Raw genomic sequence first — 14,776 nt, forward strand, 5'->3', positions numbered from 1 at the left:
AGTCATGAGATTTCTATAGATTATGTTTTGAAAGTGAGGTGTCGTATATGATCAGTAAAGGAATGGTACAAACTATCAACAAACAGATCAACAACGAAATGTATTCGGCATATCTGTATATGGCCATGTCAGCCGATTGTTCAAGTAAAGGGTTGAATGGCTTTGCTAAATGGTTCATGGTTCAATACCATGAAGAAATGTTCCATGCCATGAAAATGTATAACTACCTGCTAGATCAGGGAGAGGCAGTACACCTGCAGGAGATTAAGGAACCACCAAAAACTTTTACATCGGTCAAAGAAATGTTTGAAAAGACCTTGGAACATGAAAAATTTGTCACCAAATCTATTCATGAGATAGCTAACCTAGCCCAGAAAGAGCAGGATCATGCCACATATACCTTTATTCAGTGGTATGTCACTGAACAGATAGAAGAAGAAAAGAACGATATGGAAATTCTTCAGCGGCTTACACTCGCCGGTGAATCCGGGCCAGGTCTTTTCATGCTCGATAGCGCTTTGGGTGCTCGGGCCCTCACGGTGCAGACTGACTTTTCAGTAGGTGTTCCCATTTCAGCGAATGGCTAGCGCATGGGATACCGAATTACATTGTGCTTCGTATAGTAACATTGAATCTATGATCAGGTTGTTGCAATACCGTATACCATGCAATAACCTGATTTTTCATGCCTGTTCTGTTTTAAGTTATTTTTTTCAGTTATAATGAACATTATGAGAGAGCCCGTATCACTCCTAGGCCTATGGATGCTCTTGTTCATAGCAATAGAGCCCAGTTTTACCAAGGAAGTGAGCTCCTATGATTCTTATCTGGAATCAGACGGAACAGGAATAACTATAAACAGTATCCCAGCAAAAGCGAAGGTTTATATTGATGGAATTCAACGGGGTATTACACCGCTTTCATTATCAAACTTGGCACCGGGTAAATACCAAGTTACCTTAGTTAAGGAAGGATATGAGAAGCGGACTATTTTTGTAACTTTATTAGAAGGGAAGCATCTGGACTTGACGCTGGAAATGTTTCAGGCGATGGGTCAGCTGATCATCAACCTTGAACGGGTATCCACTGCTCCTAGTCCTGAGAAACTACCACTAAGAGCAGAGCTCTATGTAGATAACATAAAGTCAGATACTACCTTCCTGTCCTTAGTAGCTGGTTGGCATAAAATAAGGATAGAAGCCTTTGGGTGGGATTCAGTAGAAAAAACTGTGCTGGTGCTTCAAGATTTTACCCAGGTACTAACTGTTTCCTTAGAACCAGCACAATTTAAAATTAGTGATTTTCGATCCGAACGAATACGACTTAATCCCCATAACCCAGGCCTGTTGGGATCTGCCGGTATTGCATTTCAGGTAAACGCCACTGGTACAGGCTCAATCATTATCTATGATACCATAAACACCCCTGTATATGAATATCATTTTAAACCCTTTACCGAATATACCCAACGCATGAATTGGATGGGAACCGATAAGCAGGGCAATAAGCTGCCTGATGGGCTTTATAGAGTTGTACTTACAGCAACTTCAATTCCCTATGACATGAGTGATCCCATTCAATATGAGGAAGAACTATTTATACATATTGATTCTTCACTGGTTATTCGGCCTTGGAGCATTGGTAGCGGTGGGGCTGGGCTTGTATATCTTTCCATTCCAGAAACCATAGCCCCATTGTCTTTTCAGACCGATACTCGTCTTGCCTTTGGTTTTCCCTTTGGTGTAGATAACGCTTTTTCCTCGGTTCCGTTTTCGTTGGGACTACGGTTTTCTCCCATAGACACCTGGGAAATATCCTTTTCCGGTGAATTTGATGCTCACAGGGATTCTTCTGCCAATCAAGGTAGTCTAAATTTACGTAAAAAATTGTTTGCTGCAAATAATAGTATCCCCTTAGCTTTGGGAGCAGATTTTTCATGGACATTATCGGAGGTTTCAACTCATGATGACCCTTATATGGTTAGTTGGTCTGGGGCTCAGGGTGGTCCACGATTTGGTTTATCTTTTCTGATCCCCTTGGGATCCTATTTTAGTGTAGGTATGAGCCCAGGTCTTGTATGGTCCATGGATATGTTCACCTATCATACATCTCCTATTCCAAATTATGAATTAGAGATGGGTATTTTGGGTATCGGTGAAACTATAACCGGTGGTGTTTCAGCAAAGATGCTCTGGCAAAATGTACAAGATACTCAGCTCAGTTGGAACAAATTGCTTATTATGACTGCGACCGAATTACATTGGTTCCCAAAACCTTCGGTTCTGGTATTTCATCTTTCAGGAGGATTGTGGCTTTTCCAAGAAAAATTAGGTGGTTTTGGCAGTATTGGTTTCGGACTTATTCATTAAGATAATAGAGGAGACAGGGCTATGTATGAACGGATGAAACAGGATCTGGAACAGCGGTTGCATGAACTGGAAACCCAGGGTTTATACAAGATCGAGCGGGTACTGCAGGGGGCCCAGGGGCCGGAAATCAGTGTCCGTCTTTCCAATGGAAAAACTATTTCAGCATTGAACTTTTGTGCCAACAATTACCTGGGTCTTGCAAACCGGCCTGAACTCATTGCAGCTGCTACCAAAGCAATGCAGGAGTGGGGCTATGGTCTTTCATCGGTCCGTTTTATCTGCGGCACCCAGGAACAGCACCGGCTTCTGGAACAGGAACTTTCTGCCTTTCTCGGGACCGAGGACACTATTCTGTTCTCTTCCTGCTTTGATGCAAACGGAGGTGTTTTTGAGGCTCTCTTGGATGCAGACTCAGCGATTCTGACCGATGCCTTAAACCATGCATCGATCATCGATGGGGTGCGGCTTTGCAAGGCCCGCCGGCTTATCTATAACCATATGGATATGGCCGATTTAGAGCAGAAATTGCGGGAAGCGGCCGATGCCAAGTACCGGATGATTGTAACCGACGGGGTCTTCTCCATGGACGGCGATATCGCAGATTTAAAATCCATCTGCGATCTGGCGGACCAGTACGATGCCCTAGTATTGGTGGATGACAGCCATGCGACCGGTTTTATCGGTCCCCATGGCCGGGGTACCGCCGAACATTGGAATATACAGGACCGGGTGGATCTTATTACGACTACCTTTGGGAAGGCTCTGGGCGGAGCCTCGGGGGGCTGTGTTTCGGGCCGCCGGGAACTGATTCAGTGGCTCAGGCAGAAGGCTCGGCCCTATCTCTTCAGTAATACCCTCGCACCAGCCATTGTGGGCGCTACCCGGGAAGCCCTGAGAATTGCCGCCGAAGCCCAGGATTTGAGAAACCAGCTTGCACGAAACACTATGCGATTCCGGCGGGCCATGGAAGCCGCAGGATTCACGATCCGGCAGGGACATCATCCCATTGTACCCATCATGCTGGGGGATGAAAAACTGGCGGTTCAGATGGCCAAGGCCTTGCTTGATGAGGGTATTTATGTTATTGCTTTCAGTTATCCTGTAGTGCCCCGGGGGCTTGCACGGATCCGTGTTCAGCTGTCTGCGGTCCACACTGATGAAATGGTAGATCGCTGTGTTGCGGCTTTCATCAAGGTTGGTAAGGCTTTGGGCGCCCTGAAAACTTAAGGGTGGGAGATTTGTAGATTAAGTTTCGATATTATGTGCGCCATTATGTGCGCTTTGTTGGAGTTCTATGCCCCGTCCAATAATTGACCGTCGTATTCGGACCGTACCTTCTGTTACCCTCTTTCAACCCGCCGGTTTCTGCCATCAGCATGAACCTGCTGATGTGGTGCTATCCCTAGATGAGTTCGAAGCCTTGAGACTTGCTGACTATGAAGGTCTTTACCAGGAAGCTGCGGCCCTTCAAATGGGCATTTCCCGGCAAACCTTTGGCCGTATCATAGAAAGTGGCCGGAAAAAAGTCGCCGATGCTCTGGTTAATGGGAAGGTTCTTCGGGTAGAAGGTGGAAATACGGTACTGCAAAATCGAGATGAGTCGGTCTTACACATTGCAGTTCCTACTGATAAAGAAGGAAACATTGTTCTCCATTTTGCACATAGTGAATTATTTATTATTTTTACGATAGAGCAGGGAAGTATTATTGCAGAAGAACAATTGCCTTTTTTGGGGCATTGGAACTGCAAAAGTGGTATAGCAAGTGAAATGGCCAGAAAAAACGTACGGCTCCTGCTTGTCCAGAATATCGGGGAAGGGGCGGTACGGCACATGGCTTCCTTTGGTATACGGGTTGTACGAGGAGTCAGCGGCCACGCAAGAACGACCCTGGAGCGATTTTTACAGGAAAACGCCCTCGTTTCTCTTCTTGAGAGGCCTTTTCCAAGGCCTCTTTAAATGTAGCGACCTTGTTACTACAGCCCCAAGCTCATTTTGCAAGGACCTGTTCCCGGTCTGCCAAAGTAACCGTGAGCGTCAGGGGCTTTCCGTTTCTATTAATTTCTACGGCTATCTTATCTCCCGGTTTGTTATCCTCCAGAGCTGAATAGAGATCTGCAAGGCGGCTTATTTTGATCCCATCTACCATAGTAATGATATCGCCTCCTAAATAGATGACGCTGTTTCCGTATCGTACCGGTTCACTACCCTGCCGGATACCTGCCCGTTCTGCAAAGCCGCCCTTTTTTGTCTGGGATACCAGGAGTCCCGAAGTGACAGGCAATTTTGCATAATTCACCAGGGCAGGGAAGAGCTGTACCACCGTTGCATCAATCCAGCCCCGGCGGACCTTGCCATACTGAATAAGCTCTGCGACAACCCGCTTTGCAGTATTCACTGGTACTGCAAACCCAATACCTACTGACCCACCTGAAGGAGAATAGATCATAGTATTAATACCAATCATCCGGCCCATGGCGTCTAAAAGAGGTCCACCAGAATTTCCCGGGTTAATAGAAGCATCGGTCTGAATCATGTCCCGGATAATGGTGTTGCTTGAGCTTTGGATAGGGCGTCCAAGACCGGATACAATACCTACGGTCAGTGTTCGTTCCAATGCAAAGGGGTTCCCAATAGCCAGCACCTTCTGTCCTACCTTAAGGTTCCCTGAATCGCCAAAGGGGATTGTTTTCAGTTGAACCCCCTTGGGCGGATCAAACTTTAAAACCGCCAGATCGTTTTCAGGATCCGTGCCGATGACTTTACCTTCGAATTGACTCCCATCCGCCAGGTTGATGAAAATCTTGTAGGCATTTTCAATGACATGGTTATTGGTAAGTACATATCCCCGGGTGTCGATGATAGATCCTGAACCTGAGCCGCCATCTTGAGGAACCGGCTCCAGGAACCAGTTTATAGCTACCGTTTCGGTGGTAATGTTGACCACCGCCTCATTGAGTCGTTCATAGACATCGATATTTTCAAGCTCATCCTGAGTATATGGAGTGATTTCTGCTACTGGAAGAGCCTTTTTTGTCTCTACTGATTGCTGAAGCTGTACAGAAGGAAAGACAACCTCGTTTGCGTTAGTGGTATATGTATTATTGCCTGTCCCTTTCGATTCTGTAGTAGTTGAACCATTCATATATGGAACTTTTATAAAACCTAATCCAATGGCAAAAAGGGCTACCAAAAGCCCAGTTAAGAGGGAATAAAAAATAAGCTGTCCCCGGCTGTAAAGCTTCATAGTGTACCTCCAAAATTATTTTTGCCTTCCTTTACTAATCTCTGTAAATATACTGCTTTTTGTGGTACCTTTACCAGTATGAACAAACGAGTACATTTCTTTGGTTCACTTTTTATTCTCAGTACCCTGTTTGGTTTTCTTATCGGCTGTCAGGCTGGCAGTAAAGAATCTATCACAGATAACAACAAGCGGGATTTTGCTGAACTCATCACTACTGATACACAAGCTTCGACTCAGGAATCATCGGAACCGCCCAGTTCCATACAACCTGTGCTGGTTTTCCTACAAGGTTCGGTAAATATACAACGCCAGGGGCAGGCTATCAATGCTACGGAAGGTTTGACCTTGGAAGCGGGAGATATCATCAGTACCGGAATCGATGGATCCGCAGAGATTGCGTATGGTTCATTGGGAACTTTACGTCTTCTTCCCCGGACTATCGTGAGTCTGACTGTGATTATATCCCGTGCCTTAAATCAGTCGGACCGGGATTCAGCGGATATCACGCTGATTGGGGGAACCTTAGCCGCCAAGGTAAAAAAATTATCATCAAAGGATGAATTCCTTGTGCTGACCCCCAACTGTGCAGCGGGTGTTCGGGGTACCCAGTTTATTGTAAGCTATGAAGAACCACTCCATAAAAACGGAACGATTACGAGGACCGAACGGACTCTTGTGGCGGTCCGTGAAGGCTCTGTAGCGGTGCTCCCTAAAGGAAAACTTCTTACCAGTTTGATTGATGGCCGCCAATCCAGTCCTTTAGCTGGAGCTGTGGTTACGACCGCCCTAGCGCTAGCTCCTAAAGCTGGTCCAGGTCAGGAGGTCTCCATAGGTGGGCAAGAAACCGCTTCAGGTATTGCCCAGGACGAAACACTCATCCATCAAGCCGAAAGTGTATATGGAACTCTTGTGGGACAGGCTGAGAATCTTCAGGCTCGAGGAACCGATTTCGATACAATCTCTGACCCGATACCGATACTCGCAGCATCTGGATCGGACACCTCAAAGGCATTCACAGAGCTCTCCCGGATTATGCCTGCGTTGCTTCAATCGGAGTATTCACGACAACTTCTTGAGGTGTTGGATCGCATGAGAGACCCCGGTTCTGACAAAGCTCCATTGCCAGCTAGTCTTCCGGAGCGTTATTTTTCTTTAAAAACAAAAGATGAATCTGACAAAACTACAGCTTCCAAGAAACTAACCTATCCAGGACTTGTTTATTCTCATTCCCTCTCTTCTGCGGCATTTACTGGTATGATAAGCCGTTCGGGGAATACCCTACTCATCTTTGATGCCCTGGGGAACCTTTATGCATTGAATCCTGAGGGCAAGCAACTATGGACCCACTCCGCGCTGGTTGCCTTCACTGCTCTTGATACTACCGTTGCATTACTTGAATCCCAGGCACTGCGTTTGTATGATGCAGTGACAAAGTCAGAACGAGGCCTGTACCCATTCGATTCGTGGCAAGCCTTGCCCCAGGCGAAGCCTGTACCGATTCCCAACGGTATAGCCCTGGCGACACCTCGGGGAGTCACCATACTCAGACAGGAGAATGCTGAACTGCTCGCGGAAATTCCTGTACTTGGAGGCCTAATCTCTCCATTGGTGCTTGCCGATTCGCACCTCATAGCAGTGAGCGGTCAGGGCAAGCTTGTGTTTATCGATATTAAGAATAACCGGATCAGTGAAGAGCTTGAACTAAACTTTAAAGATGATGTACTGACGCCTCGTTTTAAGGATGGAAAGGTATTTATCGCTACCAAGAACGGACGCCTTGTGGCAGTAGATGTTACAACACATCAAACAATCTGGGATGTGGATCTAGGACAGGGAATTCGCGTTGAACCGGAGGTAGACGGAGAACGGATCTATCTCTGGGTACAAAATAAATCCCTTGTGATAGTATCAATACAAAACGGGACTCCTTTTGGAAAACCAATACCAGATGTAGAATCGCCGCCACTTCTTGCTAAGGGCCGGCTGTATTGGGGCGGGAGCGGGCCAAGCCTCGTTGTGGCCGATTCTGCAACTGGGACTATTCTGAAACGCAGTCCCCTTCCTGATAAGGTAAGTGCTCGCCCGCTCTTAGTGGACGGAATCCTCTACCTAGGAACCAGTACCGGAAAGTTTATTCGGCTTGATATTGAAAAACTGTAGACAGATCTAAAAAAGGCTGTCCGGATTCGGACAGCCCCATATTAGAAAGACATCAGAGCCTTAGCGTTTAACCGCAGTCAGGCCCCCAGCAATTTTGAGAATGTTTTTCTCAAAGGTTACCTGCAGTTCGCCGTTCCAATTGTACATGGCATCGTCTACACCATTGTCATCGGTAATGATCCCTGTTTTTGTTGCAACACCGGCTTTAATTTCCTTGCCGCCGGGAATATTAGCATCCCAAACTTTAGCCCAGTTAATCTTAGCTGCAGAACCATCGGTAGAGAAGTCCGTGTGAATTGCCTGGGGGTTGGTTCCCTGGATAAGCCCCACAGGACGGCGAACGAAATCACCCTTGGGGAAGGTGAACTTGCCGTTCTTATCGGTAACAAGTTTATATGCAGTGCCCCGGTGTACATACTGAATGGTGATGACCCCATTAGCCGCTTTGCTTACAGTCAGATTGTCGAGAATCCGCTGATCCTTTGGGGCAACTGCAAACAGGAAAAGTCCTCGAAGCCCAGTGGGAAGGACTGCCTTGCCTTTCACATCATAGAGGTAGGGCATGAAAATGTGAGTAGAACCCAGTTTGGAAGCCCCAGTGGTGGCATCCAGGGTGTCCTTTTCTGCAGCCATGTACCGGATGGGGCCAGTAAAGGAAAAATAGTTAGCTGGATCATCGGCAGCGACATTTACCTGATAGTCGATCTTGAGGTCCTGGGCACAGATCAGACTCCCTAGGACGAAGAGCAGGCTCGATGCAATCAATAATTTTCGACTCATATATTCCTCCTAAATGCTAAAATGAATCAGATACATGAGTATTTTAGTATGAAAAACTTCATAATGCAAGTAATATTAATAATTATTTATTCTTTGCCCAATAACTGCAGAAGGTGTCCAGGGTTCGCATGGCAGAACGGATATCCTGGTACACCGGAAGCCCCCCCTCTTCCAGCACCCGAACCAGTCCCTGGTATCGGGATCCGGCGTTAACTGAAAGCACCAGGGGCTTTTTATGTTTTGCGGCCACCTGTACCAGAAGCGGGCCCAGAGCGTCGGGATCCCTGCACAGATCTTCGGTGGTTTTTAAGGTTTCCACATGGGGAACGATGGCGACGAAAGCACAGTCTACCTGGGGGTCTCCCAGAATGGTATCCACAATGTTTGCAAAGAGCCGATCGCCGGTCATGGGTGTCACATCCAGAAATGAGGCTCCCACATTTAAAAGACCATGCTCGTTGAGCCTTTCCAGGGCCTGGTTTGTTTCAGTGGTGTACACTGCACTTTTCAGGTTTCCAAGCAGGTCTGCCCCCATGGTGGCATCGAGCCCTGCATTGACCACACCACCGACCCAGAGCCCTTTTGGTCGCCACCGGTCCAGCATCGAAAAGGCTTTTACGGCGTTGTAGAAGTCTGGCAGTTCATCAATCAGCATAATCCCAGCCTGGGAACAGGCGGCCTGGAAGACTTCATAATCTCCGGACATGCTCGCCGTGTGACTTGCCGCGGCCTTGGCCCCGGCCTCAGTTCTGCCAGCCTTGTACACAATGAGGGGCTTGGTGCTTTCCCGGGCAACTTCAAAGAAGGCCCTGCCTTCTCCGGGGCCAAGGCCTTCCAGGTACATGGCCATTACCGCAATGGATGGCTCCTCATTAAAGTAGCTCACCAGATCGGGGACATTGACATCAACCTTATTTCCGAAGGAGACGATGGTCCGGTAGATGGGCCAATAGGGGGCCCGCTCGACTGCGGTAATGCCCATGGCTCCGGACTGGGTAAAGAGGGCCACATTGGAATGTTCGGTCCAGCGGATCGGCAGTCGGTCATCACCTAAAAAGAGGGTGTTTACTCCTTTTCGTTTCTGGTCTGGGGCAAAGAATACTCCCATGCAGTTGGGCCCGATGATTCTGAGTCCCCTCTGGCTGTGCTGGGCGACGATGGCCGCAAAGTCGCTGAAGCGGATATCTGTAGGGATCCCTGAAATAAGAATAACCGCCGAGCCGTCAGGAACGGTCTCGAGGAATTCCACCGTTCGAGCTGCGGGGGCGGCAAAGACATAGAGGGAACACTTTACGGGGATATCCTGAATAGCGGGGTAGAGGGGATAGGTTTTACCGGCGATTTCGGTACTGCCGCCCTTGGGGTTCAGGCAATAAATGTCGTCCCGGCCAAGTTCGGTTAAGAGGCCTACGATAATCCGGGCCATGTTGTATTTGGATGCGTCAGAAGAGACTCCGGCTACTGCAATGCCCTGGGGCTCAAAAAAGGCTGTAAGGGAACTGGGGTCTTTACAGGTGCTACAGATGTCCCGTTCTTCTGCTGGTATAAATTGGGCAAACCCGTCGACGGCAACAAAGGGATGACCCGCGGTTTTAGCAAAGACAAAGGGATTTACATCCATCTGAAGGAGATGATAGGCCGGTTTGGGATCCCGGCTAAAGGAATACTCATAGGCAAGTTGGGATATAGCATAGAGGGCTTCACCCATTTTGTTGCAGTAATCATCCTGAAGTTCCGGAGCAAATTTGTGACGGATTTTCAGGCTGTGGGTAATGTGAAAGGCTTCTTCTCGGGAAAGGGGCGCTAAAGCCAGATTCGGCGGGTCGTAATATTTGGCAAAAAACTCCGCATCATCCCCGCCCTTCGTAAGGGTCACCGTGGGGCCAAAGGCGATGTCTTCTTTAATTCCAATGAGCACTTCATTCCCCAGGGCCTGGGAAAAGGGAATTAACTGAGCCAGGAGAAATCCATCAATTGTTGGCTGTGCATCCGCTGGAAAATGTGAACAGACTTCCTGGCGCATCACTTCCATAACAAAGCGGACGTAGAGAGGATCTTCCACATCGATCATTTTCACTCCCCCCACCTTGGACTTATGGGCAATATCGGGGGATACAATTTTTAGGACCGCCCGGGGCAGAAAAAGTGCAAGCTGTTCTTCAGATAGAGTAGTGGGATCGGTAATGTAGAGGTAGTTAGGGACCCGGAGTCCCATAATGTTTAAGAGTTCATACACTTCAAACTCATATAAGGTACGGCGTCCTGCGGCAAAGGCTTTTTCAAACACGGCGTTAATCTTCTGTTCAACCTGTGGCTCCAGACTCATAGGGGTCCTCCTGATTCTATTGTAGCATAGCTTGATAAAATCTGCGCGAAGACCTGTAAGCCCTAACGATAGAAATATCTTCACGGGGCATATCTGTGAAAATATTTCTCTGTTTTCCATAGTAATGAGAAAATATTTCCTCCTAATAATGGGTACACTGAGGCTCTACGCAAAATCCTGCTTCAATTCAGTTGATGCTGGGTGTAACTGACAGCTCTGCTAGTGTTATATAATCGATAAATCTTTTCTATATATACAATTATATAAACAACCGCTGATAAAGATGATTCTTTATATTTTTTAATTAAAATTACAAAAAAGTCTGAACTTGGCACGGTTAATGCATGATAATAAATGTCGGTCGTTGACCGAAGGTACATCAGATGGAGCGGAGCAATTCGCTCCGCACAGAATAGAAGACGGAGTAATCCGTAAGGAGTATGCTATGAAACGCATTCTTATTATCGTCACCGCTGGCCTTATCGCCGCCGGATCCCTCTCTGCTCAGGCTTTTGGCCCTGGAGTTGGCCCTCAGATTGCAGGACAGATGCAAGGCCTTCAGACCGTAAAGGTCGAAGGGAAACTTGCTCTCGTAAATGGTATGATTGCTGTCCAGAGCGGTGGCAAAACCTACTATGTGGGTGGTTTGAACCGGCTTATCGGCTTTATCGACGGGCTTAAAGAAGGCGCCTCGGTAAAACTGGAGGGCTATGCCTTGGCATTCCCCGGCGCACCGGAATACCTGCATCTTCGGGTAACCAAGCTGACCTTTAACGGAAAAGATTATGACCTTTCTAACAGCTTTGGCCGAGGTATGGGTGCTATGGGTCCTATGGGGATGAATGGTCCCGGTTTTGACGGCCGGAATGGTAGGGCTGGCCGCGGCGACCGCTGGTAATATTTCTGACAAAATCGAAGTGTCCCTGAACGCTGCTCTTCTTGTAAAGCTAGCATTGTTCAGGGGTTTGTAAGAGGTCCCCTGTTAGGGCTCATCCCCTAGCAGGGGTTTTATTTTCTATACTTTCCCACCTTTTCTTCCGTTGTACCCATATTGGTGCCGCTCCAGAGTTTTATATAGCTGGCGGCGGTACTGACTCCTTGTTCTAGCATGTGGGCATGAACCTGTCCTGCCAATTCGAGGAGTTGGGGCAGGGGACCTTCTATCACTGTTTCAAAGGGCCCTACCTCATAGGAGAGCCCCGATGCTTGAATCATTTGTATAACGCTGTCGACTACTGCATAGGTCTCTGCTTTTGTTGCAAGTCCCATGGGAAGACATTGAATAGCCATCGCTGAGGGTATAGCATTTACATCAATTTTCATATATACTCCTTATACATAAGATAGGGTCTTTTACTAGACCGGTATATGATAAAACAAGGAACAACGCCATGAATGAATGCGAATTTGCACAGCAGTGTCCCTTTTTTAACAATCAGAGCGAAAACATGGGTACCGACATTGAGAACGTAAAAAACAGCTACTGCCGCAGCAACAATCTGCATTGTGCTCTGTATATGATTGCCTCGAGCCTTGGTACCGATAAAATGCCAAAGAATGTGTTGCCCGGCGAAAAGGAAAAGGCTTTCGCAATCATTGCTGGCTAAGTTCCGGCTAACCCAGTTCAAAAACGAAGATCCCCACTCGTATAAGTCCGAGCCAGAGTATGAGGGCAGTAAAGCCTACTCCTATATCATACAGTGTATCTTTTTTTGACCAAACAATTCGGTGGATAAAGGTTCGCTTATGAGCCTTTTCAAGCCCGCGGCCAGCCATGGAGAGACTGAGCCGTTCCCCATGCAATATAGCCCCAGAGAGAATGGTAATGGGCAGCCTGGTCAAAGACCGCTTGGGCAATGCCGTTCGGAATTGTTTTCTAGTTTTACCCCGTGATCCTGCTAGGCGAATTTCCTGGGCCTTCTGGGCAATTTCGATATCCCGTTTTAAGAGGGGAATCGTATTCCACCCTGCGAAAAGAGAAAAGCCAAAGCGGTAACTAAGATGCCAGTTCTGCATGAGAGCTCTGATAATGTCATAGGGACTTGCCGCTAGGATGTATCCTGAGGAAAGACATATCAGTGTAAAACTTCTGAGAAACACTGCAATCGCCCGGTCTAGGCCGTTTACCCCCTCAGCGGGAAAGAACAGATTCATAAAAAAAAGTCCAAAGGACAACGTTGAAAGGGGCAGAACCAGGCGGATGAAACGCTGGAATTCAAGGCGAGCCACAAGAAACAGGTTGATGAGTCCCAAGGCCAGGTAAGAGAGGGGGGTGAGTTTATCCATGGCAAAGAGGACTGGTATCATAATAAACAGTTGGGCGAGGAGCAATGCCAGGGGGTTTGGTTTCCAGCTTTGTTGCTGTCTCTGGCAGTATTCCGTGTTATTGTCGACTGTGTGGCTTTTGTTCATAGATACATTTCCTCCAGATGCCCTTCGGTAAGCCAGAGGGTCCTGCAGGAGAGGGCCTTAACGAAGGGGCTGTCGTGGCTTACCATCAATATGGTCGACTGGGCAAGCTCCGGAAGCTGGAGATATTCCAGAAGGCGGTGCCGGGCTTCCCGATCAAGACCGTAGGTCGGTTCATCCATGATGATGAGGTCCCGCTCCATGGCCAGGGCGATGCAGAGGGTGAGGCGCCGTTTTTCTCCTTCGCTTAATTTAAAAGGATGGGCTTGGAGCCGGTGGTCCAGCGAAAAACGCTTTGCCAGCTGCAGGGCTTGCTCCTTACGCTCTGTGTTAAAAGCTAGTTCCGCTTCCACTGTTTCTTCTACAAAGAGATGCTCTGGGTTCTGGGGAATATAGGCCAGATGCCGGTAATACTCGTCCCGTTTCATGGTGCTGATATCCTGGCCGCTGAACCAGATTGTATTCTGTTCTACCGGAAGAAGCTGGACGATTTTCTTTAATAATGTGGTTTTACCACTTCCGCTTGGTCCCATGATGGCGGTTATGGTGCCCCGGTAGAGCGTTAACTCAAGATTTTGTAGAATGGCCTTACTTCGCTGGGCTTGCAGTGCGGCAGACCCTTGGACAGGTTTTGTCAATATGAGTCCCTGATTTTTTCTGGCAGGTCCATGCTCACTGTAGTGATGAGACAGTCCATGAATTTCAAGCAGAGGTGCCTGTGATGTAGGACCAAGCGCTGGCGTGCTGACAGGATCGGGGAAAATGCCGGTAGCGTGAGGTAAAGTGCCATGACCATTCTCGGGAAGCTCAAGGCTTGGGGTGTTAGCCAGCACATCCTCCCAGGATCTCTGCTCTGTAAGGCGCCCTTCATCAATCTGAACCCAGCGGGTGCAGAAACCTTGTACAAGCTCCAAACGATGTTCCACCAGGACCACCGTTATCTCCGATGGCAGTTGCTCCAGGTCCCGGAAAAGCTGGCGGGACCGGTCCTCATCCAGGTAGGAGGTAGGTTCATCGAGGAATAAGATTTCCGGTTCCTGGATGATCCCCGCCGCCAGGGACAGCCGCTGGCATTCACCGCCGGATAGCTCCAGAGGATTCCGATAGCGGAATTGAGTCATGCCGAAGCGGTTCAGCATGGTCGTAATGCGCCGGTCCATTTCATCCACCGGCATAGCCTGATTTTCCAGCGGAAAGGCAAGTTCTTCCTCTACAGTGGGGGTGATGATTTGGGCTTCGGGGTTTTGCAGGACCAGGGCTTTGCGGGTGTAGGACAGCCTGAGACTACCCGTGAGTTCCCCACCCACATAGTCCGGTACAAGTCCTGCAAGGATGGCCAGAAGGGTCGATTTTCCGCTTCCGGAAGGTCCGTGCAGGAGCAGGCGGTCCCCCCGGTGGATACTCAACCTAATGTCCTTAAGCAGGGGCTTGCGCCTGCCGGGAAAACGGAATGACAGGTCTTCCAGCCGAATGAGTTCCATAATATA

Annotated in this window: 13 protein-coding genes; 7 read left to right on the forward strand and 6 right to left on the reverse strand. The window is 48.2% G+C overall.

The window, feature by feature from the left end; genetic code table 11:
• Positions 1–47 precede the first annotated feature (47 nt).
• The 4 genes from SPICA_RS03430 to SPICA_RS15560 all read left to right on the forward strand — a co-directional run bounded on the left by SPICA_RS03430 (position 48) and on the right by SPICA_RS15560 (position 4,326).
• Entirely contained in the window at positions 48–587 is a 540-nt protein-coding gene (locus SPICA_RS03430; protein ID WP_013968146.1) for a ferritin, read from the forward strand.
• 144 nt (positions 588–731) lie between these two features.
• The gene (locus SPICA_RS03435; RefSeq protein WP_169311855.1) at positions 732–2,369 is read left to right on the forward strand and encodes a PEGA domain-containing protein; all 1,638 of its coding nucleotides are present in this window, start codon (positions 732–734) and stop codon (positions 2,367–2,369) included.
• Positions 2,370–2,390: 21 nt separating this feature from the next.
• Positions 2,391–3,596: a glycine C-acetyltransferase gene (locus SPICA_RS03440; protein WP_013968148.1), complete on the forward strand. Its 1,206-nt coding sequence runs from the start codon at positions 2,391–2,393 to the stop codon at positions 3,594–3,596.
• A 67-nt stretch (positions 3,597–3,663) separates the two neighbouring features.
• Positions 3,664–4,326, forward strand: coding sequence for a DUF134 domain-containing protein (locus SPICA_RS15560; RefSeq protein WP_013968149.1), 663 nt, complete (start codon positions 3,664–3,666; stop codon positions 4,324–4,326).
• A gap of 31 nt (positions 4,327–4,357) precedes the next feature.
• On the opposite strand, the gene SPICA_RS03450 is transcribed toward SPICA_RS15560, so the two are convergent.
• The gene (locus tag SPICA_RS03450) at positions 4,358–5,614 is read right to left on the reverse strand and encodes a S1C family serine protease (protein WP_013968150.1); all 1,257 of its coding nucleotides are present in this window, start codon (positions 5,612–5,614) and stop codon (positions 4,358–4,360) included.
• A gap of 78 nt (positions 5,615–5,692) precedes the next feature.
• Here SPICA_RS03450 and SPICA_RS03455 point away from each other — a divergent pair, with 78 nt between their 5' ends.
• A complete protein-coding gene (locus tag SPICA_RS03455) occupies positions 5,693–7,774 on the forward strand; it encodes an outer membrane protein assembly factor BamB family protein (RefSeq protein WP_013968151.1) in 2,082 nt (693 codons plus the stop codon).
• A gap of 60 nt (positions 7,775–7,834) precedes the next feature.
• On the opposite strand, the gene SPICA_RS03460 is transcribed toward SPICA_RS03455, so the two are convergent.
• Positions 7,835–8,554 carry a hypothetical protein gene (locus SPICA_RS03460; protein ID WP_013968152.1) on the reverse strand — a complete coding sequence of 240 codons (720 nt, stop codon included), beginning with the start codon at positions 8,552–8,554 and terminating at the stop codon, positions 7,835–7,837.
• Between the two features lie 82 nt (positions 8,555–8,636).
• Complete coding sequence (locus SPICA_RS03465) at positions 8,637–10,880, reverse strand: acetate--CoA ligase family protein (RefSeq protein WP_013968153.1); 2,244 nt, start codon at positions 10,878–10,880, stop codon at positions 8,637–8,639.
• A 445-nt stretch (positions 10,881–11,325) separates the two neighbouring features.
• Here SPICA_RS03465 and SPICA_RS03470 point away from each other — a divergent pair, with 445 nt between their 5' ends.
• Positions 11,326–11,778: a hypothetical protein gene (locus SPICA_RS03470; protein ID WP_013968154.1), complete on the forward strand. Its 453-nt coding sequence runs from the start codon at positions 11,326–11,328 to the stop codon at positions 11,776–11,778.
• A 110-nt stretch (positions 11,779–11,888) separates the two neighbouring features.
• On the opposite strand, the gene SPICA_RS03475 is transcribed toward SPICA_RS03470, so the two are convergent.
• Complete coding sequence (locus tag SPICA_RS03475; RefSeq protein WP_013968155.1) at positions 11,889–12,203, reverse strand: thiamine-binding protein; 315 nt, start codon at positions 12,201–12,203, stop codon at positions 11,889–11,891.
• A 68-nt stretch (positions 12,204–12,271) separates the two neighbouring features.
• Between SPICA_RS03475 and SPICA_RS03480 the strand changes: the two genes are divergently transcribed.
• Positions 12,272–12,487 carry a hypothetical protein gene (locus SPICA_RS03480; protein WP_013968156.1) on the forward strand — a complete coding sequence of 72 codons (216 nt, stop codon included), beginning with the start codon at positions 12,272–12,274 and terminating at the stop codon, positions 12,485–12,487.
• A 7-nt stretch (positions 12,488–12,494) separates the two neighbouring features.
• On the opposite strand, the gene SPICA_RS03485 is transcribed toward SPICA_RS03480, so the two are convergent.
• Both SPICA_RS03485 and SPICA_RS03490 read right to left on the reverse strand, forming a co-directional pair.
• Positions 12,495–13,292 (reverse strand): energy-coupling factor transporter transmembrane component T family protein, encoded by a 798-nt coding sequence (locus SPICA_RS03485; protein ID WP_013968157.1) that lies wholly within the window; start codon positions 13,290–13,292, stop codon positions 12,495–12,497.
• A complete protein-coding gene (locus SPICA_RS03490; RefSeq protein ID WP_013968158.1) occupies positions 13,289–14,770 on the reverse strand; it encodes an ABC transporter ATP-binding protein in 1,482 nt (493 codons plus the stop codon). Before SPICA_RS03490 ends, SPICA_RS03485 begins: the two co-directional genes overlap by 4 nt.
• Positions 14,771–14,776: the final 6 nt, after the last annotated feature.

The organism is Gracilinema caldarium DSM 7334, from assembly GCF_000219725.1.
GTDB classification, from domain to species: domain Bacteria; phylum Spirochaetota; class Spirochaetia; order Treponematales; family Breznakiellaceae; genus Gracilinema; species Gracilinema caldarium.

What these genes read in the sequence shown, in the direction of transcription:
- SPICA_RS03430 (WP_013968146.1), top strand. Translation starts at nt 48, where the DNA reads ATGATCAGTAAAGGAATGGTACAAACTATCAACAAACAGATCAACAAC.
- SPICA_RS03435 (WP_169311855.1), top strand. Translation starts at nt 732, where the DNA reads ATGAGAGAGCCCGTATCACTCCTAGGCCTATGGATGCTCTTGTTCATA.
- SPICA_RS03440 (WP_013968148.1), top strand. Translation starts at nt 2,391, where the DNA reads ATGTATGAACGGATGAAACAGGATCTGGAACAGCGGTTGCATGAACTG.
- SPICA_RS15560 (WP_013968149.1), top strand. Translation starts at nt 3,664, where the DNA reads ATGCCCCGTCCAATAATTGACCGTCGTATTCGGACCGTACCTTCTGTT.
- SPICA_RS03450 (WP_013968150.1), bottom strand. Translation starts at nt 5,614, where the DNA reads ATGAAGCTTTACAGCCGGGGACAGCTTATTTTTTATTCCCTCTTAACT.
- SPICA_RS03455 (WP_013968151.1), top strand. Translation starts at nt 5,693, where the DNA reads ATGAACAAACGAGTACATTTCTTTGGTTCACTTTTTATTCTCAGTACC.
- SPICA_RS03460 (WP_013968152.1), bottom strand. Translation starts at nt 8,554, where the DNA reads ATGAGTCGAAAATTATTGATTGCATCGAGCCTGCTCTTCGTCCTAGGG.
- SPICA_RS03465 (WP_013968153.1), bottom strand. Translation starts at nt 10,880, where the DNA reads ATGAGTCTGGAGCCACAGGTTGAACAGAAGATTAACGCCGTGTTTGAA.
- SPICA_RS03470 (WP_013968154.1), top strand. Translation starts at nt 11,326, where the DNA reads ATGAAACGCATTCTTATTATCGTCACCGCTGGCCTTATCGCCGCCGGA.
- SPICA_RS03475 (WP_013968155.1), bottom strand. Translation starts at nt 12,203, where the DNA reads ATGAAAATTGATGTAAATGCTATACCCTCAGCGATGGCTATTCAATGT.
- SPICA_RS03480 (WP_013968156.1), top strand. Translation starts at nt 12,272, where the DNA reads ATGAATGAATGCGAATTTGCACAGCAGTGTCCCTTTTTTAACAATCAG.
- SPICA_RS03485 (WP_013968157.1), bottom strand. Translation starts at nt 13,292, where the DNA reads ATGAACAAAAGCCACACAGTCGACAATAACACGGAATACTGCCAGAGA.
- SPICA_RS03490 (WP_013968158.1), bottom strand. Translation starts at nt 14,770, where the DNA reads ATGGAACTCATTCGGCTGGAAGACCTGTCATTCCGTTTTCCCGGCAGG.